Source organism: Microbacterium sp. A93, from assembly GCF_051842835.1.
The window spans coordinates 114,241-132,659 of record NZ_JBPXMT010000013.1 but is presented as its reverse complement, the minus strand read 5'-3'; the positions used below and the strand labels follow the sequence as shown (position 1 = coordinate 132,659).

The 18,419-nt window shown below is 65.3% G+C and carries 12 protein-coding genes; 6 read left to right on the top strand and 6 right to left on the bottom strand.

Annotated elements, in window-relative coordinates:
• Positions 1 to 264 precede the first annotated feature (264 nt).
• Positions 265 to 4,551, top strand: coding sequence for an endo-1,4-beta-xylanase (locus ACSU1G_RS28100; protein ID WP_439283858.1), 4,287 nt, complete (start codon positions 265 to 267; stop codon positions 4,549 to 4,551).
• Positions 4,552 to 4,572: 21 nt separating this feature from the next.
• On the opposite strand, the gene ACSU1G_RS28095 is transcribed toward ACSU1G_RS28100, so the two are convergent.
• A complete protein-coding gene (locus ACSU1G_RS28095) occupies positions 4,573 to 5,607 on the bottom strand; it encodes a LacI family DNA-binding transcriptional regulator (RefSeq protein ID WP_439283856.1) in 1,035 nt (344 codons plus the stop codon).
• Between the two features lie 141 nt (positions 5,608 to 5,748).
• Here ACSU1G_RS28095 and ACSU1G_RS28090 point away from each other — a divergent pair, with 141 nt between their 5' ends.
• The 5 genes from ACSU1G_RS28090 to ACSU1G_RS28070 all read left to right on the top strand — a co-directional run bounded on the left by ACSU1G_RS28090 (position 5,749) and on the right by ACSU1G_RS28070 (position 12,639).
• Positions 5,749 to 7,068 carry an extracellular solute-binding protein gene (locus ACSU1G_RS28090; RefSeq protein ID WP_439283854.1) on the top strand — a complete coding sequence of 440 codons (1,320 nt, stop codon included), beginning with the start codon at positions 5,749 to 5,751 and terminating at the stop codon, positions 7,066 to 7,068.
• A 10-nt stretch (positions 7,069 to 7,078) separates the two neighbouring features.
• Positions 7,079 to 8,095: a carbohydrate ABC transporter permease gene (locus ACSU1G_RS28085; RefSeq protein WP_439283852.1), complete on the top strand. Its 1,017-nt coding sequence runs from the start codon at positions 7,079 to 7,081 to the stop codon at positions 8,093 to 8,095.
• Positions 8,092 to 8,982, top strand: coding sequence for a carbohydrate ABC transporter permease (locus tag ACSU1G_RS28080; protein WP_439283850.1), 891 nt, complete (start codon positions 8,092 to 8,094; stop codon positions 8,980 to 8,982). Before ACSU1G_RS28085 ends, ACSU1G_RS28080 begins: the two co-directional genes overlap by 4 nt.
• Positions 8,983 to 9,032: 50 nt before the next feature.
• Entirely contained in the window at positions 9,033 to 11,369 is a 2,337-nt protein-coding gene (locus ACSU1G_RS28075) for a glycoside hydrolase family 3 N-terminal domain-containing protein (protein ID WP_439283848.1), read from the top strand.
• A gap of 106 nt (positions 11,370 to 11,475) precedes the next feature.
• Positions 11,476 to 12,639 carry an ROK family transcriptional regulator gene (locus ACSU1G_RS28070; RefSeq protein ID WP_439283846.1) on the top strand — a complete coding sequence of 388 codons (1,164 nt, stop codon included), beginning with the start codon at positions 11,476 to 11,478 and terminating at the stop codon, positions 12,637 to 12,639.
• 42 nt (positions 12,640 to 12,681) lie between these two features.
• On the opposite strand, the gene ACSU1G_RS28065 is transcribed toward ACSU1G_RS28070, so the two are convergent.
• Genes ACSU1G_RS28065 through ACSU1G_RS28045 form a run of 5 tightly spaced genes read right to left on the bottom strand, consistent with a single transcriptional unit; the run spans position 12,682 to position 18,411 of the window.
• On the bottom strand, positions 12,682 to 14,124 hold the full coding sequence (locus ACSU1G_RS28065; RefSeq protein ID WP_439284012.1) for an aldehyde dehydrogenase (NADP(+)): 1,443 nt from the start codon (positions 14,122 to 14,124) through the stop codon (positions 12,682 to 12,684).
• Between the two features lie 13 nt (positions 14,125 to 14,137).
• The gene (locus ACSU1G_RS28060) at positions 14,138 to 15,208 is read right to left on the bottom strand and encodes a mandelate racemase/muconate lactonizing enzyme family protein (RefSeq protein ID WP_439283844.1); all 1,071 of its coding nucleotides are present in this window, start codon (positions 15,206 to 15,208) and stop codon (positions 14,138 to 14,140) included.
• Positions 15,205 to 16,116: a 5-dehydro-4-deoxyglucarate dehydratase gene (locus ACSU1G_RS28055; RefSeq protein ID WP_439283842.1), complete on the bottom strand. Its 912-nt coding sequence runs from the start codon at positions 16,114 to 16,116 to the stop codon at positions 15,205 to 15,207. The genes ACSU1G_RS28060 and ACSU1G_RS28055 overlap by 4 nt, the downstream gene beginning before the upstream one ends.
• Positions 16,109 to 17,065, bottom strand: a complete 957-nt coding sequence (locus ACSU1G_RS28050) for an NAD-dependent epimerase/dehydratase family protein (protein WP_439283840.1) — start codon at positions 17,063 to 17,065, stop codon at positions 16,109 to 16,111. The genes ACSU1G_RS28055 and ACSU1G_RS28050 overlap by 8 nt, the downstream gene beginning before the upstream one ends.
• Positions 17,062 to 18,411 (bottom strand): Gfo/Idh/MocA family protein, encoded by a 1,350-nt coding sequence (locus ACSU1G_RS28045; RefSeq protein ID WP_439283838.1) that lies wholly within the window; start codon positions 18,409 to 18,411, stop codon positions 17,062 to 17,064. Before ACSU1G_RS28045 ends, ACSU1G_RS28050 begins: the two co-directional genes overlap by 4 nt.
• Between the last annotated feature and the right edge of the window lie 8 nt (positions 18,412 to 18,419).

Sequence of the window (18,419 nt, the reverse complement as noted above, 5' to 3'; positions counted from 1 at the left end):
CGGAGTTTCGAAACTTTCGCTGGAATGCTCGCGCGGCGCGCGGTTTGTGGTCGTCGACCCCGCGGGAGGTCCGGCGCTGGGCGCTGCGGATGGATCTCGCCACGCACCTCGTGGCGCGCGGAAGTGCGTCGATGTGGGCATCCTGAATCGCGTTCGAAACTTTCGAGAGAAGTTTCGTAACTTTTCGATCACAGGTTGACACGCGCTGCTGTTTACTCCTTATGTTTGGGCCAACGACAAATCATCTGCGCAAAGGAGCGCCCCGTGCGACGTCGATCAACCCTGCTGGCATTCTCCGCCGCCGCTGCAATCATCGCGGCCCCACTTATCCCTATCTCCGCTGCTGCGGCAGATCCTGAGATCATCTCGAGCGTCGATTTCGAGGACGGTACGACCGGCGACTGGTTCGCCAGCGGCGACCCAACCCTCACTGTCACCGCCGACCCGAACGGAGGTGCGGGTCAGGTACTGAGCGTGGCCGACCGCACCGAGACGTGGCACACGTTGCAGAGCCCTGAGGGCCTATTCGCCGAGGGCGTGACGTATACGCTCTCGGCGCGAGTGCTGGTACAGGATGCCGCCGCGCAGGCCCGCTTCCTCGTCAAGGATGGCTATCACTGGGTCGCCGACAAGGCGATCCCCGCGGGGGAGTGGACCACGATCTCCGGCACGTTGACCGCAGACGCGGATGACACGCAGGTCTACATCGAGGTGGACCCGGCGACATCATCGTTCTATCTTGACGATGTGCTCATCACGCGTGCCCCCGCTCCAGGCGGAGGAGATTCCGACGTCGCCCCTGGCGGCGCCGTCGACCCGACAACCACACCGGTCAGTCTCGCCTCCGGTAGCGGGAACGTCTCCGCCCTCACATTCGATGACGGACCCAACGGTGCCACCACCGCGGCGCTGCTCGACTATCTGAAGACCAACGACATCCATGCGGTGTTCTGCGTCATCGGCCAGAACATCACCGCGCCCGGCGGTGCCGATCTGCTCAGGCGCACCGTCGCCGAGGGGCACACGCTGTGCAACCACACCACGAGCTACACGGATATGGGCTCCTGGGATGCCGACAGCATCCGCACCGATCTCGTCGAGAATCTGCGCATCATTCGTGAGGCGCTCGGCGACCCTGACGCACAGGTGCCGTTCTTCCGCGCGCCCAACGGCAGCTGGGGTGCCACTGCCGCCGTCGCTGTCTCGCTCGGCATGCAGCCGCTGGCCGTCACCAACACGATCAACGACTGGGCAGAGACCGACCCGGCCGTACTCACCGAGAATCTGCGCACCGCGATGAAGCCCGGCGAGATCGTGCTCGTGCATGACGGCGGCGGTGACCGCGAACCGTCGCTGCAGGCGCTCGCGACCGTCGTCGACGAGCGGCTGGCCGACGGCTGGGTCTTCACCCTCCCGCTCGGCACTCCCGCCCCGCAGCAGACGGGCGCACTCATCGACACGAGCTTCGACGATGGCGAGCTGGACGGATGGTTCGCCCGCTCCGGATCGGGAGAATCGGCACCGACCATCTCAGTCGTGCCAGGCGGTGCCGACGACTCGGCATTCGCCGCGCAGGTCTCCGACCGCACGCACGAGGGCGACGGCATCCAGTTCGACGTCGTCGACGTGTTACTGCCAGGGAGCACCTACCTGATCGAGGCCGCTGTGCGCTTCGCCGAGGGCGCAGACGTCGGACAGGGGCTGAGCATCTCGATGCGTACCGTCACCGGCGAGTCCGCCTCGTACGCCAACCTGCACCAGATCGAGGATGCCAGCGCCGAGGGGTGGACCACCGTGTCCGGTGAGTTCACGGTGCCCGCCTACGACACCGCCGCCGAACTCTATGTCGAAGCTCGCTACAACAGTGGCAACACCTCGGCCTTCCTGGTCGATCAGCTGCGCGTGAGCGTGCCGGAGCCGAACCCGGTCGACACCAGCCTGGTGCCGATCAAGGACACCGTGGACTTCCCGGTCGGCGTCGCGATCGATTCTCGCGAGACGAGCGGAGCCGCAGCCGACCTGCTGCTGCACCACTTCGACCAGATCACGCCCGAGAACCACATGAAGGTGGAGGCCTGGTACGACGAGAACGGTGACTTCCAGCGCAACGCCGAGGCGACCGCTCTGCTCGACTTCTCACAGCAGAACGACCTGCGAATGTACGGACACGTGCTGCTGTGGCACTCGCAAACGCCGGACTGGTTCTTCCAGGACGACTCCGGACGCGAACTGACCGACACCGATGCTGACAAGCAGATCCTCCGAGACCGTCTTGCGACCCACATTGACAACGTGGCCCGATCGATTTCTGATGACTACGGCCTGTACGGCTCATCGACCAATCCGATTGTCGCTTGGGACGTCGTCAACGAGGTGGTGGCGGATCAGAGCACTGACGATGGGCTGCGCACGAGCCGCTGGTATCAAGTGCTGGGCGAGGAGTACATCCCGCTCGCTTTCGAGCTCGCGGAGGAGGCCTTCAACAATACGTACGCCGCGTCAGGCACCGATCGCCCGGTGATGCTCTTCATCAACGACTACAACACCGAGCAAGACCGTAAGGGCGCGCAGTATGAGGCCCTCGTGAAGAGACTGTTGGCAGCTGGAGTGCCGTTGGATGGCGTTGGGCACCAGTTCCACGTCTCGATCAACACCACGATCGCGTCGCTGCAGGGCGCGCTCGACCGATTCGGCGGACTCGGCTTGCTGCAGGAAGTCACTGAGCTCGACGTCACGATTAACCCAGCCACCGAGGCGAACCGGATCAGGCAGGGATACTTCTATCGCGATGTGTTCCGGCTGCTGCGCTCCTATGACGCGGCGGCACCGGATGCGGAGAAGGTGTTCGCCGCCACGATCTGGGGTCTCACCGACAACCGCTCATGGCGATCTGAGCAGGAACCGCTGGTGTTCAGTGCCGGTCTGCAGGCCAAGCCTGCGTATTACGGAGTCATCGATGACCCGGATGGCCTGCCGGCGCTGATCACCACCGCGAACGTGTTCGCCGGTGACATCGCGCTGGCCGACGGATTCGCGGACGCGATCGAATGGCAGAACCTGCCAGAGAACGTGCTGACCGGAGACGTGGGAGGGTTCCAATCGCGCTGGAGCGATGACCACCTGACCGTTCTGGTTCGTAGCACGGTCGCCCCAGACCGCGTCGAGTTCACCTATGGCGACCAAGAGTTCGTCTACCAGAAGGATGCCCCGGACTCTGTCCCGGGTATCGAGACGGTTGTTGGGGGCGAGCATCTCATTGCGGTGCACCTGCCGCACAGCGAGGTCGTCGAGGGCTCCTCGGCGAAATTCGATGTGCGTGTCATCGTCAACGACTCGGTCGCCGGCGCTTGGAATTCGCCCGGTGAGACGGGCCGGCTCACATTCTTGGAGCCGCTGTCCTACCTGGAGATCCCGGAGCTGCCAGCCCCGACGGTCGATGGCATCGTCGACGAGGTGTGGGCGGATGCCGCCGTGGCGCAGACGGCGAGGACTGTCGAGGGTGATGCGAGCGGCGCCCAGGCGCAGGTGCGCACGCTCTGGCAGGGGAACCAGCTCTACGTGCTGTACGAGGTGACCGATCCGGTCGTCGACAACAGCAACAGCGACGCGTGGAACCGCGATTCCGTTGAGGTGTTTCTCGATCTGGGCAACACGAAGGCCGGGACGTACGGCCCGAACGACACGCAGATCCGGATCACGACCGACGGGGACCTGTCGTTCGGCACGGGCGATGCCGTGCTGCAGCAAGCACGTGTGGCCAGTAGCGCGACGGCTCTGACCGAAACCGGATATGTCGTGGAGGTCGCGATCGACCTCCTCGGCGAGTCTGGCGGTCAGAGCGACGTTCCACTCGGCGGCCTCGACACCTTCCATGGACTGGATTTCCAGGTCAATGATGGACGAGACGGCGCCCGCTTCGCCGTGCACACCTGGGCGGAGCCGACCGGCACTGGCTACCAGAACACGGCACGCTGGGGCGTCGCACGCCTGGTGTCGGCCGAAGAACCGGGCGAGCCGACGGAGCCGACTGAACCGACTGAGCCGGCTGAACCCGGGACGCCGACGGAACCGACGGAACCCGGGACGCCGACGGAACCGACGGAACCCGGGACGCCGACGGAACCGACGGAACCAGGAGATCCGGGCGACGGCGAAGTGGTCGCCTGGGCGACGGTCGACGTCGGCGACGGCCGCGTGGAGCAGGGCGGAGCCCTGCCTGTGACCGTGTCGGGGCTGGAACCCGGTCAGCAGATCACGGCGACGCTGTTCAGTGATCCGATCGAGATCGCCGGTATCTCCGCGGCTGATGCCTCAGGTCGGGTGGCCTTCGAAGTGTCGATCCCTGCGGATCTGCCGCTCGGTGCACACACCCTGGTCATCGTGTCCGGAGAGCTCGACCCGATCAGTGCGGAGGTCACGGTCGTTGCGCCCGGGCAGCTGGCCGTCACCGGTGCGCAGCTGCCGTGGGGCATCGCACTGGCAGTCGTCGTGCTGCTCGTGATCGGTGGGATGCTGGTGGCCATGCGCCCGGCCAGGCTGGGGCGTCGATGACGCCGAGGCGGAGGTGGGGAATCAGCGCACGCTCGGCGGTGCGGCGACGCTCTCCCGCACGGTGAGCGTCGCCGGCAGTCGAAGGTGTTGCTCTTCGACAGCATCGCCGGCGAGCAGTGAGATCAGGATGCGCAGCGCATCGGCGCCCATCTGCTGCAGCGGCTGCGTGACAGTCGTCAGTGGGGGAGAGCTGATGGATGACTCAGGAATGTCGTCGAAGCCGACGACGGACAGGTCTTGCGGCACGCGCAGACCCAGTTCGCGTGCGACCTCGATGACGTGCAGGGCGGAAAGGTCGTTGGCCGCGAAGATCGCGGTGGGGCGAACACCTGCGGGCAGTCGGAGCAGCTCGTGGGCAGGGGCGTCGGTGAGGTCCGCACGATAACCGCCGATGCGGTCAAGTGCGGGGTCGACCTCGATGCCGGCGCCCTTGAGTGCCTCCGCGTAGCCTTCTCGTCGCAGGCGAGAGGACTCGAGCCCTGGCCGTCCGCCGAGGTGCGCGATGCGGCGGTGGCCCAATCCGATCAGCAGGTCGGTGGCGGCGCGGGCACCCGCGACATTGTCGCCGTCCACGGTGGGCACGCTTTCGATGCCGGTGTGCGGATCGATGGCCACGACGGGGATGCTCGTGCCGTTCGTCATCGACATGGTGGGTGCGACCACGACTGCGCCATCGATGAGCGTGCCGCCAAGTCGAGAAAGTGAGCGTCGCTCCCAGTTCGAGCGTTTTCCATCATCATTGCCTCCTGCGTAGGCGAGCAGCTCGTAGCTGGTCTCCTCGGCTGCGCGAGAAATTCCCTTGAGGAGCTCTGTCGAATACGGCTCGAAGTCGGCGAGCAGCACTCCGATCACGCCCGTCCGGCTACGACGCAGACTGCTCGCCACGATGGATGTTTCGTAGCCGAGCTCTTCGACGACGGAGAGCACACGCGCGGCGGTTGCGGCAGCGATGCCGTCGCGTCCGTTGACCACCTTCGACACGGTCGATACGGAGACGCCGGCGATTCGCGCGACGTCCGTGATGGTTGCGCGGCTGGGGCGAGTGGTGAGGGTCACATCGCGATCGTAGCCCCGACTGCGTCGCAACAGTGTTATTTCGAAGCGTTTGGAAAACGTTATCGATATCGTTTGACTAAATACCCAGCTGTCTGCCATTCTCAGTACACGAACCGCTGGGAGCGGTTGCATGATCTGTCAATGACGACGAAAGGGTTGATGATGACACGCAAGATGCGAGGTGCGGCGTGGGTCGCGCTGGGGGCCAGCATGGCATTGTTGCTGTCCGGCTGTTCCGGTTCCGGCGGCGGTGGCGGTGAGGAAGCTGGTGGCGACACCACCCTCACGATGTGGCACAACTCCACGACCGGTGACGGCAAGCAGTACTGGGAAGACGCCGCGGCGGCCTTCCACGAGGAAAACCCTGAGGTGACGGTCAAGGTCACTTCGATCCAGAACGAAGACATGGACGGCAAGCTGCAGACCGCCGTCAACTCCGGAGACATGCCGGACATCTTCATGGCGCGCGGTGGCGGCAAGCTGGCCGACATCGTCGAGGCGGGCAAGGTCAAGGACCTCACCAGCCTCATTGACGCAGATGTGAAGTCGGCGCTGGGAGATGCGCCATTCAGCGCGTTCACCATCGACGGCAAGATTTACGGTGTGCCGACGGCAGTGCTCCCCGGCGGCATCTTCTACAGCAAGGACCTGTTCGAACAGGCAGGCATCAGCTCGGAGCCGACGTCGATCGATGAGCTCGAGGCAGCCGTGCAGAAGCTGAAGGATGCGGGCATCGATCCGATCGCTCTCGGTGCGAAGGATGCCTGGCCGGCAGCGCACTGGTACTACTTCTTCGCTGTGCGAGCGTGCGGCCAGGACGTCATCGAGAGCCTGTCCACGGCTCCTGACTTCACCGATCAGTGCTGGTTGGATGCTGCCGAGAACCTCAGCGACTTCGCAGCGACCGAGCCCTTCAACAATGGCTTCCTGACGACATCAGCCCAGCAGGGTGCGAACTCGTCCGCGGGCCTCGTCGCTAACCACAAGGCAGCCATGGAACTCATGGGTGCCTGGAACGTCGGTGTGATCGCGAGCCTCACGCCCGACGAGCAGCCGCTGGCTGATCTGGGATGGTTCCCATTCCCCGAGGTGTCAGGTGGCGACGGCACACCCGGCGCGATGATGGGCGGCGTTGACGGATACTCGTGCTCGGTCGACTCCCCGGCAGCGTGTGAGCAGTTCCTCAACTTCGTCTCCTCGAAGAAGTGGCAGGAAGGCTACGCCACGGCATACCAGACGATCCCCGCCAACCAGGATGCACAGGGTGCTGTCACCGACCCGTCGCTGATTCCGCTGATGGCGGCGTACAGCAAGGCTCCGTACGTTTCGCTTTGGCTGGACACGGCGCTCGGACAGAACGTCGGAAACGCGCTGAACACCGGCATCGTCGAGTTGCTCGCAGGTCAGGGCAACCCGCAGAAGCTCGTCGACAGCATCGCGAACGCCGCGGCAAGGGGCTGAGAGTAGCAAAATGACCGATTCACAGGCGCTGATGGCATCCACTGCGCCTGCGAGGAGCAACCGTGTCGGGAGCGATCATGCATCGGTCCCGACACGGGCGCCGCGGCGCCCTGACTGGCGCAAGCGCGGCGAGATCACGCTCCTGGCAGGTCCGGCTCTGCTGGTCTTCCTCGGCTTCGTCATCTTCCCGGTGATGATGGCCGCGTTCTACGGCTTCTTCAAATGGAACGGCTACGGCTGGCCCACCGAGTTCGTCGGACTCAACAACTACGTCCTCATGCTGCAGGACGACACGTTCCGTGAGGCGATAGGGCACAACTTCGCGATCGTGGTGCTCTCGCTGCTGATGCAGGGGCCCATCGCGATCCTGTTCGCGTTGCTCTTGAACCAGAAGATCCGCGGTCGCTCGGTGATCCGCGTTCTGATCTTCGCTCCGTACGTCATCGCAGAAGTAGTCGTCGGCACAGGCTGGAGCCTGATGCTGCAAGATTCCGGTGCGCTGAACTCCCTGCTGGAGAAGTGGGGCCTCGGCGCACTGCAGAACTCGTGGCTCGCTGATCCGGCTATCGCGTTGTGGTCGCTGATGATCATCATCACGTGGAAGTACATCGGCTTCGCTGTGATCCTCATGCTCGCCGGCATGCAGTCAATCCCCGAAGAGCTCTACGAAGCGGCGGCCATCGACGGCGCCGGCTTCTGGAAGACGCAGTGGAGCATCACGCTTCCGCTGCTCGCACCGACCATCCGCATCTGGGCATTCCTGTCGATCATCGGCTCGCTGCAGCTGTTCGACCTCGTCAACATCATCTGGGGTCAGTACATCGCGGCCACCGCAGGTACCTCGACGATGGCCACCTACATGTATCAGAACGGGCATCTGGCCGGCAATTACGGCTACGGCAACGCGGTTGCAGTGATGCTCTTCCTCATCTCCCTCGTCATCGCCCTCGTGTACCAGCGGTTCGTTCTTCGCCGCGACACCGAGGGTGCGCTGACGGGCGAAAGCCGAAAGGGGCGCCGGCGATGACCGACACTCTGAAGACGTCGGTGGCCATCCAGGCGATCGGCCGCAGCGGGCGTCGCCGTGCGCCATCCGGTGTTCGTTGGGGGAGCCCCGGCGTGTATCTGCTCGCGGTGATCCTGATCACGATCTGCATCACTCCGATTCTGTACATCATCGTCGGAGGGTTCCGAACGAACTCGCAGATCACCAACGACCCGTCTGGATGGCCGGCGCCGTGGGAGATCGCGAACTACACCGACGTCCTCGCCAGCAGCGAGTTCTGGACGGCAATGGTGAACTCGACCATCTCCGCGGTCGGCACCACACTCGGCGCTGTCACGCTCGGCGTTATGGCCAGCTATGTGATCGCTCGCTACGAGTTCTCCGGCAAGGTCATCATGTATTCCGTGTTCGCCGCTGGGCTCATGTTCCCGATCACCGTTGCGATCACGCCGCTGTATCTGCTGATCCGCAATCTGGGTCTGGTCAACAGCTTGGCCGGCATCATCCTGCCGCAGATCGCGTTTGCCCTGCCCACCACGATCATCATCCTGGTGCCGTTCCTGCGGGCGATCCCGAAGGAACTGGAAGAGGCGGCGTCGATCGACGGGGCATCCCGTCTCGGCTTCTTCTGGCGCATGGTGATCCCGCTCAGCCTGCCCGGGGTCATCACCGTCGGCATCCTTGCCTTCATCGGATCGTGGAACGGCTACATACTGCCGCTGTTCATCCTCAACGACTCCAGTCTGTTTACGCTTCCGCTTGGCGTGCAGAACTTCGCATCGCAGTACTCGGTCGATACCGCGAGAGTGCTCGCATATACCTCGCTATCGATGCTGCCCGCGTTGTTTTTCTTCTCCATATTCGAGCGCCGCATCGTCGGTGGCCTCACCGGAGCGGTCAAGGGCTGAGCACAATGAAAGAGAAGATCGTGTCGAAATTGACCGCGGAGATTCCCGCTATGCCCACAGTGTCTGAGCGAGTGCGAGCGTTGCACGCGCAGATGACTCTGGAGGAGAAGCTCGCCCAGATCGTTGGGTATTGGCTTGACCAGAACGGCGTCGTCGCCCCCATGCAGTCGGAGATGGCCTCTGGACAGCAGGATGCCGGACACCTGATTGATGTGACCAGGAACGGCCTGGGGCAATACACCCGTGTGTATGGCACGCGGCCTGTCGATCCGGTGGAGCGTGCCGCTTGGCTGTGGGATGAGCAGCGTCGACTGAAGCGCGAGACGCGACTGGGGATTCCCGCGCTCGTACACGAAGAGTGCCTGACGGGACTTGCCGCCTGGAAAGCTGCGACGTTCCCGACACCCCTGGCATGGGGCGCATCGTTCAACCCGGACCTCGTGCGCGACATGGCTGAGGCGATCGGCGGATCGATGCGGGAGCTGGGCATCCACCAGGGGCTCGCCCCAGTGCTCGATGTGATCCGAGACCCGCGCTGGGGGCGTGTGGATGAATGCATCGCCGAAGATCCGTACGTGGTCGGAGTGATCGGCAGCTCGTACGTCACCGGTTTGCAGTCGGCCGGCGTTCACGCCACACTCAAGCACTTCGTCGGGTACTCGGCCTCGCGCGCCGGGCGCAACCACGCCCCGGTCTCTGCGGGGCCGCGTGAGATCGCCGATGTCTTCCTGCCGCCGTTCGAGATGGCGCTGCTTGATGGCGGCGCACGTTCGGTGATGAACTCCTATGCAGAGATCGACGGTGTACCGCTCGGCTCCAGCGAGGAGTATCTGACGGGGCTGCTTCGTGAGCGCTGGGGATTCGACGGCGTGGTTGTCGCAGACTACTTCGCCGTCGCCTTCCTCGAAGTGACGCATGCGATCGCCGCCGACCGTGGTGCGGCGGCGGCTGCCGCGCTGACAGCGGGCATCGATGTCGAACTGCCCACGGGGGACGCTTACCTCGTCCCGCTCGCAGAGCGAATTCGTGCCGGCGAGTTCGATGAGGCGTACGTGGACCGCGCAGTCCTTCGTGCACTCGCCCAGAAGGAAGAGCTCGGACTGCTCGAGCCCGACGTATTCGAAGACGAGGCTCCGACCAGCGTCGACCTGGATTCGCCGCGGCATCGTGAACTTGCGCGACGTCTCGCGGAGGAGTCCGTGGTGCTGCTCTCCAACGACGGCATCCTTCCGCTGTCGATCTCGGATGACCGACCCTCGCGGATCGCGGTCATCGGCCCGAATGCTCATCGTGCGGAAGCGCTGATGGGATGCTATTCGTTCGCCAACCACGTGCTCGCCCATCACCCCGAATTCCCGATCGGCTTCGAAATCCCGACCTTCCTGGAAGGACTGACTGCAGAGCTAGGCACGGACGCGGAACTGGTCTACGCCGAGGGCGCCGCAGTAGAAGGGGACGACCGCTCGGGTTTCGACGAGGCTGTCACAGCCGCGGTCGATGCTGATGTGGCAGTCGTCGTCGTCGGAGACCAAGCGGGCCTCTTCGGGCGCGGCACGGTCGGTGAGGGCAACGATTCTGAGAGTCTGGAGCTGCCGGGTGTGCAACGCGAGCTTGTCGAAGCCGTCATCGCGACAGGGACCCCAGTGGTGATGATCATGCTGACGGGGCGGCCCTACGCGGTCAGCTGGGCGCTGGACGACGAGCGGCGACCGGCAGCGGTGCTGCAGTCATTCTTCCCCGGTGAGGAAGGTGCATCCGCGCTCGCCGGAGTGGTCTCGGGCCGAGTCAATCCCTCCGGGCGGCTGCCGGTATCTATGCCGCGATCGGCTGGGGCGCAACCCTTCACCTACCTGCATCCGCCCCTGGGTGGAGCCTCGGAAGTCACCGCCACAGACCCGACGCCGGTGCGTCCGTTCGGTTTCGGGCTTTCCTACTCGCAGTTCGAGTACAGCGGATTGACCGTCGACAGCGAGGTGGCCGCGGGCGGGACGTTCACTGCTTCGGTGACCGTCACGAACACGGGCGCTCGTGTAGCGAATGATGTGGTGCAGCTGTATGGGCACGACGTCGCCGCGTCGGTCACGCGTCCTGTCGTGCAGCTGCTGGGCTTCCAGCGGGTGGCCGTGGAGGCGGGGCAGTCGGTGACCGTGTCGTTCTCGGTGCCGACGCAACGATTCGCATTCAGCGACCGTTCGATGACGCGCATTGTCGAGCCGGGCGCCGTGCAGATCTGGGTCGGTGCACATGCGTCCGCGACAGCGGAATCGGCATCCGCAACGGTACGAAAGACGATGACGATCACCGGGGAGGCGCATGTGGTCGTGCCGAGCGATCGTCGCCTTGTCACGGCAGAAATCTCGCGCCTGTTCAGCGCAGTCGCGACCTGATCACGAGGAACTGATCCACTCGCCACGCTGAGCGCTGACACTTCGGAACGCGACTCTTGCCGATATCGTGACAGAGGCAACATATATCGCGCAGCGAGGGAGCAGCATGGCGGATCGGTCATCCGGAGTGGAAGGCGTGCGCAGGAAGAATCTCGGTGAGGTGCTGCGTCTCGTCCACCAGGAGGGCTCCCGCTCACGCGCGCGCATCACGGCGGAGACCGGTCTCAACCGTTCGACAGTTGCCGATCTTGTCACCGGGCTGGTCACCGCAGGTCTCGTGCGTGAGCAGAGCCCCGATCCCACGAGGCGGGTCGGACGCCCGAGCCCCGTGGTTTCCGCGAATCCGGATATCGTCGCCATCGGCGTCAACCCGGAAGTCGACGCGATCGAGATCGGCGCGGTCAGTTTCGGGGGAGGACTGCGCGAGCGCACCAGGGTTGCTCTTGACAACGTCCCGAGCGCTGCGGATGCCGTGGCCATAGTCGCGCGCGTCGTGCAGCAATGGCAACAGGATGCGCTGAAAGACTGTCGAATCGTCGGCGTCGGTGTTGCCGTGCCGGGCCTCGTGCGTGCGCTCGACGGTGTCGTGCGGCTTGCACCGCACCTCGGCTGGCGTGACGAGGACATCGCCACCCCGCTCGCTGATGCACTGGGATTGCCCGTCGCAGTCGACAATGATGCCTCGCTGGGCGCGCGTGCTGAGCGACTGTTCGGTGCGGCACGGGAGCACCGTGATGTGGTCTATCTCAACGGCGGTGCCAGCGGTATCGGTGGCGGACTCATCCTCGACGGGAATCTGATCGGGGGAGCCGGAGGGTACGCCGGTGAATGGGGCCAGACTCGTCCTGGCATCACCGCGAATGCTGATCGCGCCACGGACGACGGCGTGCTGGAGGACGAGGTCAACCGTGCCCGACTGCTGCGGGCCGCAGGCCTCGGTGCGGCTGACGACGCGGTTCTTACCGCCGCGCTGATCGGCTCCGAAGACATCGATGTACGTGCCGAGGTCGGCCGGCAACGTCGCATCCTCACCGCGTCACTCGGCAACGCGGTGAACGTGCTCAACCCATCGGCTGTCGTGCTCGGAGGGTTCCTCTCCATTCTGCGTGAGTATGACGCTCAATCCTTCGACGCCGAAGTGCGCGAGCGCTCTCTGGCCGCTGCCGCCGAACAGGTCGAGATCCAGTCAGCCGCACTCGGTCGTGACCGACTGTTGATCGGCGCAGCGGAAGCGGCGTTCGCACCGTTGCTCGCCGCTCCGCTCGCGTGACCTCGCCTGCCCGCGCCAGCCGCCAGCGCCAGCCCCACGGGTCTAGCGCAGCAGCAGCTGCCCGTCGACGCGGCGGGGGATGCCGAGCGGGTTCTCCTCGCGTAGCGCGAGCGGCAGCAGGTCGGCCGGTGCATCCTGGAACGCGATCGGTCGTTGAAAGCGTCGAACTGCGGTCGCACCGACCGACGTGAACTGCGTGTTCGTCGACGGCCACGGCCCGCCGTGGTGCTGAGCCCAGCTCACCGCGACACCGGTCGGCCAGCCGCCGAAGAGCACGCGGCCCGCGAAGCCCGACATCGTGGCGACCAGATTTTCGACGTTCTCTCCGGGCTCGTGGTGCAGCGTGGCGGTGAGCGCGCCCGGCAGTGAGCGCAGGGCGGTAGTGAGTGTCTCCGGGGCATCGACGCGTACCAGCAGCGTGAAGGGGCCGAAGACCTCCTCGAGTAGCACGTCAGCGTGCGCGAGCAGCGTCGCGGCATCCACCACGGCGACCGTCGGGCCGGTGGCCTCTGATGCCAGGACCTCCACGCCGGGTACGGCCGTGACGCGCTGCACGCCACGGGCGAAGCCCTCGGCGATTGTGGAGGTGAGCATCCGCGGCTGCGCACGAAGCAGCGCCGGCAGGTGCCGTTCGACCGTTGAACCCAGCGGCACGAACACGAGTCCTGGTTTGGTGCAGAACTGCCCGACACCCAGCTGGAATGACGCAGCAAGCCCGGCCGCATGCTCATCGCCGCGGGCAGCATCCGACGCAGGCGTGATGATGACCGGATTGACCGCTCCCAGCTCGCCATAGAACGGGATCGGATCCGGACGCGCCGTGACGCGGTCGAGCAGTGCCCGACCTCCCGGCACGGAGCCGGTGAAGGCGACAGCCCGGACTCCGGAGTGATCCACCAGAGCGAGCCCCGCGTCGAAGCCGGAGACGAGCGCGAATGCGCTGGCGGGCGCGCCCGCGTCGACAAGTGCATCCGTCACGACGCTCGCGGTGGCTTTCGAGGTCAGCGGATGCCCCGGATGCGCCTTGACGATCACCGGGCAACCCACGGCGAGAGCCGAGGCGGTGTCGCCGCCGGCGACGGAGAACGCGAACGGGAAATTGGATGCGGCGAACACAGCAACCGGACCGATCGGTCGCAGGACGCGGCGGAGATCAGGGATGGGAGGTGTGGCATCCGGGTTCGGATGATCGATCGTCGCCTCGAGGTATGAGCCCTCGTCGAGCACGCGGGCGAACAGTCGCAGCTGCGCGGTGGTGCGGGCGAACTCGCCGGTCAATCGGGGCAACCCGAGTGCGGTCTCCTCATCGGCGATCTCGATCAGCTTGTCGGCTCGTGCGTCGAGTCGGTCGGCGATGGTCCTCAGCCACGAAGCCCGGATCGATTCGTCGGTGCGGGAAGTGGTCTCGAATGCCTCGGCAGCTGCCCTGACGGCACGATCAACCTCGTCGGTGGTGCTGTCAGCAGCGGGAGTCAGTGCGGTCATCATCATGTTCGCCTCAATTCTTGAAGATCATTCCGAGACCGAGTGAAGGGCCACCGGCGGCCCATCCCTCGGTCACGTGCAGGCCGGTCTGCTCGGTCAGTGCGCCGAGTGCGGCGAATCCGGCATCTTCAACGTCCTCCACCCAACAAGTTTGCGGCAGCGCGAACGCGAGCTGAGCGGAAAGCTCCGGCAGCAGGTGCGGAGCCAGCTGTGCACCGCGTTCACGCACCAGCTCGGCGATACGCAGAAACGGAGTGATTCCGCCCACTCGAATGATGTTCGGCTGTGCAATGTCGATGACGCCGGCGTCGAGGAAATCGCGGAACCTGTACAGGGTGTGCAGATTCTCACCCAGAGCGATGGGGACATCGATCCGCTGTCGCAGCTCGATATACCCGGCCAGATCATCGGCGCGGAGCGGCTCTTCGATCCAGCCGATGTCATATGCGCTCAGCGCAGGGATCGCCCGACTGGCGGTATCAAGGTCCCAGCGTTGATTGGCATCGATGAACAGCCGGCGGCCGGGCCCGAGCGTGTCGCGTACTGCGGCGACGCGGTCGAGATCCTCGCCGAGATCGGGCCCTCCGACTTTGATCTTCACCGCCGAGTAGCCGGCATCGATCCATCGCTGTACCTGGGCGACCAGGTCGTCGTGAGAATAATGCAGGTTGACGCCGCTGGCGTAGGCGGCGAGTTTGTCATGTCGACGTCCGAGCAGATCGGTCACGGACGTCTCGGCGGTGCGTGCACGAAGATCCCACAGTGCGAGATCAACCCCGGCGAGAGCGATGGTGGTCACACCGCCGCCACCCGCTTCGTGCAGATGCGCCCAGGCCTCGTCCCACACCGACGGCGTGGCTGGTCGTCCGAGCAGGAACGGTGTGAGGTCGTCATCGATCATCGCCTGAACGGCGGTGCTGCCGATGGACGGGGTCCAGGAGAACCCGTGCCCCACGAGTCCGTCGCTCGCCTGCACGGTGACGGTGATCACGCAGATCTCGGTGACATCTGCGCCCCACGGCCGCCGCAGCGGAATCCTCAGCAGGCGCGTATCGACGCGTTGGATCGACGCCTGATCGGTCACGCGATCAGCTCACGTCCGGTCTCGAGGAGACGCTCCAAACGGTCGGTCTGCTCGGCGGTCGGATCGACCAACGGTGCGCGCACGCCGCCCACCGGCAGCCCGCCGAGGCGGACGCCGGCCTTGACGAGAGCGACAGCGAAGCCGGGTGTCTCGTCGCGCAGCTCGATCAGCGGTGCGAAGAAGTTGTCGAGCAGTACGTGCTGCTTCGCCGTGTCGCCGCCGCGCAGCGCTTGGAAGAAGGCGACCGAGATATCCGGCGCCATCGCGAACACCGCGGAAGAGTAAAGGGGCACCCCGATGGCACTGTAAGCTGCCTGCGTCATCTCGGCGGTAAGTAGCCCGTTGAAGAAGAGCGACTCACCGGGGAGGGCCGCGGCGTCGCGGACGAAGCGCTGCGCGAGGGCGAGGTCGCCGACACCATCCTTGACGCCGATGACGCGGTCGTTGCGCAGCAGAGTCTCGATCGACGCCGGCGTGAACTGCGCAGCACCACGGTGGTACACGATCAGTGGCAGTTCCGTCGCCTCAGCGATCCGCTCCACATACGCGACGAGTCCGGCCTGTGGGCCCTGCACCAGATAGGGAGGCATGACCAGGAGTCCGTCTGCGCCGGCCTCCTGCGCGCTGCGCGCACAGTCGATGGCATGTCCCAGCGGACCGCCGCTGCCGGCGAGAACGGGAACACGCCCCGCCGCGCCGCGAACGGCGGCGGCGACAGTCACCGCGTACTCGGCCGCGGACAGCGCGTGGAACTCACCGGTGCCGCACGCGGAGAACACCGCGCCGGGCTGATGTTCGACACGCTCAGAGACGTGCTGTTCGACCAGGTCAACATCGATGCGATCTGCGGCATCGAATGCGGTGACGGGAAAGAACAGCACGCGGTCGGGGATGGTCAGTTCAGGCACGAGAAGCCTCCTGGTCGTCAATGGGGGAAGCAGTGATGAGTTCGGTACGCCAGCTGCGCGTCGCGGTCCAGCCCAACAGCTGTTCGGCGCGGCGGCCGGAGAACGCCCCGCTGTTGCCTGCCACGGATGCCGCGGCATCCGCTGTACTCGGCACCAGCCGCGCCAGCGACGAGGCCGTCGACTCCAGCACGAGAGCATCGGATGCGGTCACGAAGAACACTTCACCGTTGGGGACGTCTGCGCAGTGCTGCAGCCATGCGCGCACGAAGTCGCCCGCATCTCGTGCGTCGACGTAGTTGAACAGTGCGACTGCGGACAACCGAGGATCGGAGAGCCGTTCGGCGACGGTGTGCCCCTGCTGGGTGCGCGCGCCGTGCCATTCCTCGGGTGCGATGACGTAACAGGGGCGGAAGAGGCCAAATCGCACGCGCTCGCCGTATCGCCGGACGGCCATCTGCACGATCTCTTCGACCGCGGCCTTCGATACCGCATAGCCGTTCCACGGTGCGATCGGGTGGTCCTCGTCGAGCGGAAGATACGTCGGCTGCCACCCGCCGGGGGCGCCGTAGCCGATTACCGTTGGACTTGAGGCCACGAGCAGCGCACCGACTTCCGCGGCGACGGCGGCCTCGAGCACGCTCCAGGCCAGCTGGGTGTTGATCTGGAACACGTCGGCGTCCGGAAGTGCACCAGGCACGGCGATCGCGGCAAGATGCACGACGGCATCCGGAGCGATCTCGATGAACGCCTCTCGAGTCGCGGCGGTATCGAGAAGATCGAGATCGATCTGACGCACGTCACGCACGGCGGTGTGGGCACGATCGACGGAGACGACCTCGTAGCCCGCACTCATGAGCTCATTCACGACGCTGCGCCCCAGCCGCCCGGCGCCGCCGGTGACGAGGACTCTGGAGCCGGGATGCACGCCGGCGGTCACGGTGGCACTCATGCCTTCACACCTGCGGCGACCGCACCAGCGGGGCCGAGTTCGAGATCGGAGATGCGCACGGCGCGGTCTTCCGCGAGCGAGCGGTTTCCGGCCAGGCCGACCACCATGCTGCGCACTCCGTCCGTCCAATCCGCTGTGCGCCCGAGTGGGTCAGGTTGAGCGCCGAGGAACACATCGCGCAGCAGCATTGCATCGCCGCCGCCGTGGCCGCCGGCGGCTTCGGGGATAGGGATCTCGCGCGCCGACTCGAAGTGGCGCTGCACGTTCAGATGCTCCGAGGCTGGGCGTGCGGGCTCGGAGCCGACCAGATCAGGACGTGCACTGGGGTCGACGACGGTGCGGCCCTGCTCATCGATGAGGACGGCGCCGCGTTCGACCACGTTCAGCTCAGCCCGTCCGAGCGTGCCATTGATGGCAACCGTGTACCCTTCCCACGGCGCGTGTGCGTTCAGCGAGTACGACATCGTGCTGCCGGCGGCGTAGTCCACGACGAGAGACAGATTGTCCTCGATGGTGATGCCGGCATCGAAGACATCTCGGTCGCGCAGGTAGCCGTCGTACTGCTCCTGATCGAGGTAGAGCCCGGTCCACGTCGGGTCCGTCCGCAGATCGAGGCTGAAGCGATCTCGCAGTGGCGAGTCGGTCGTGCCTCGTTCCGGCCGCGGGCCCAGACCGCGCAGTGCGGCGTTATCGGCGCCGTAGAAGCGCAGACCACCAGAAGCGAAGACGCGGGTAGGGACGTCGCTGATCCACCAGTTCACCAGGTCGAAGTGATGGCTCGCCTTGTGGATCAGCAGCCCGCCCGAGCGATCCTTGTCGCGGTGCCAGCGTCGGAAGTAGTCAGCACCGTGCGCGGTGTCGAGCACCCATTCGAAGTGCACACTGGTGACCTCGCCGATCTCGCCGGAGTCGATCAACTGTTTCAACGCGCTGTTGCGCGGCGAGTATCGGTAGTTGAACGTGATCGTCACGTTGCGCCCGGTGCGCTCCGTGGCCTCGGCGATGCGGCGGACGCCCTCTTCGCTGATCGTGAGCGGCTTCTCGACCACGACATCAGCGCCGGCATCCAGCGCGGTGACGATGTGATCGGCGTGCGTGAAATCAGGCGAGGTGATGATCACGCGATCGACGTGATGCTCGCGTACGGCTTCTGCCAGGGCATCCGGCGCGAACGACGCGGGGGTGCCAAGGCCGGGGTGCTGGGTGAGAGACCATTCCTGACGACCAGGGTTTGTATCGGTCCAGGCGACGAGCTCGGCGACGTCGGCATGTGTTGTCGCGATTGCATCGAGATACATCTGCGCGCGGGAGCCGGTGCCCACGAGGGCGTAACGGAGACGGGTCATCTGCTGAT

Excerpts from the sequence above, each read along its gene's own strand:
- ACSU1G_RS28050 (WP_439283840.1), bottom strand. The coding sequence starts at position 17,065 with ATGAGTGCCACCGTGACCGCCGGCGTGCATCCCGGCTCCAGAGTCCTC.
- ACSU1G_RS28080 (WP_439283850.1), top strand. The coding sequence starts at position 8,092 with ATGACCGACACTCTGAAGACGTCGGTGGCCATCCAGGCGATCGGCCGC.
- ACSU1G_RS28065 (WP_439284012.1), bottom strand. The coding sequence starts at position 14,124 with ATGACCGCACTGACTCCCGCTGCTGACAGCACCACCGACGAGGTTGAT.
- ACSU1G_RS28045 (WP_439283838.1), bottom strand. The coding sequence starts at position 18,411 with ATGACCCGTCTCCGTTACGCCCTCGTGGGCACCGGCTCCCGCGCGCAG.
- ACSU1G_RS28085 (WP_439283852.1), top strand. The coding sequence starts at position 7,079 with ATGACCGATTCACAGGCGCTGATGGCATCCACTGCGCCTGCGAGGAGC.
- ACSU1G_RS28075 (WP_439283848.1), top strand. The coding sequence starts at position 9,033 with ATGCCCACAGTGTCTGAGCGAGTGCGAGCGTTGCACGCGCAGATGACT.
- ACSU1G_RS28090 (WP_439283854.1), top strand. The coding sequence starts at position 5,749 with ATGACGACGAAAGGGTTGATGATGACACGCAAGATGCGAGGTGCGGCG.
- ACSU1G_RS28070 (WP_439283846.1), top strand. The coding sequence starts at position 11,476 with ATGGCGGATCGGTCATCCGGAGTGGAAGGCGTGCGCAGGAAGAATCTC.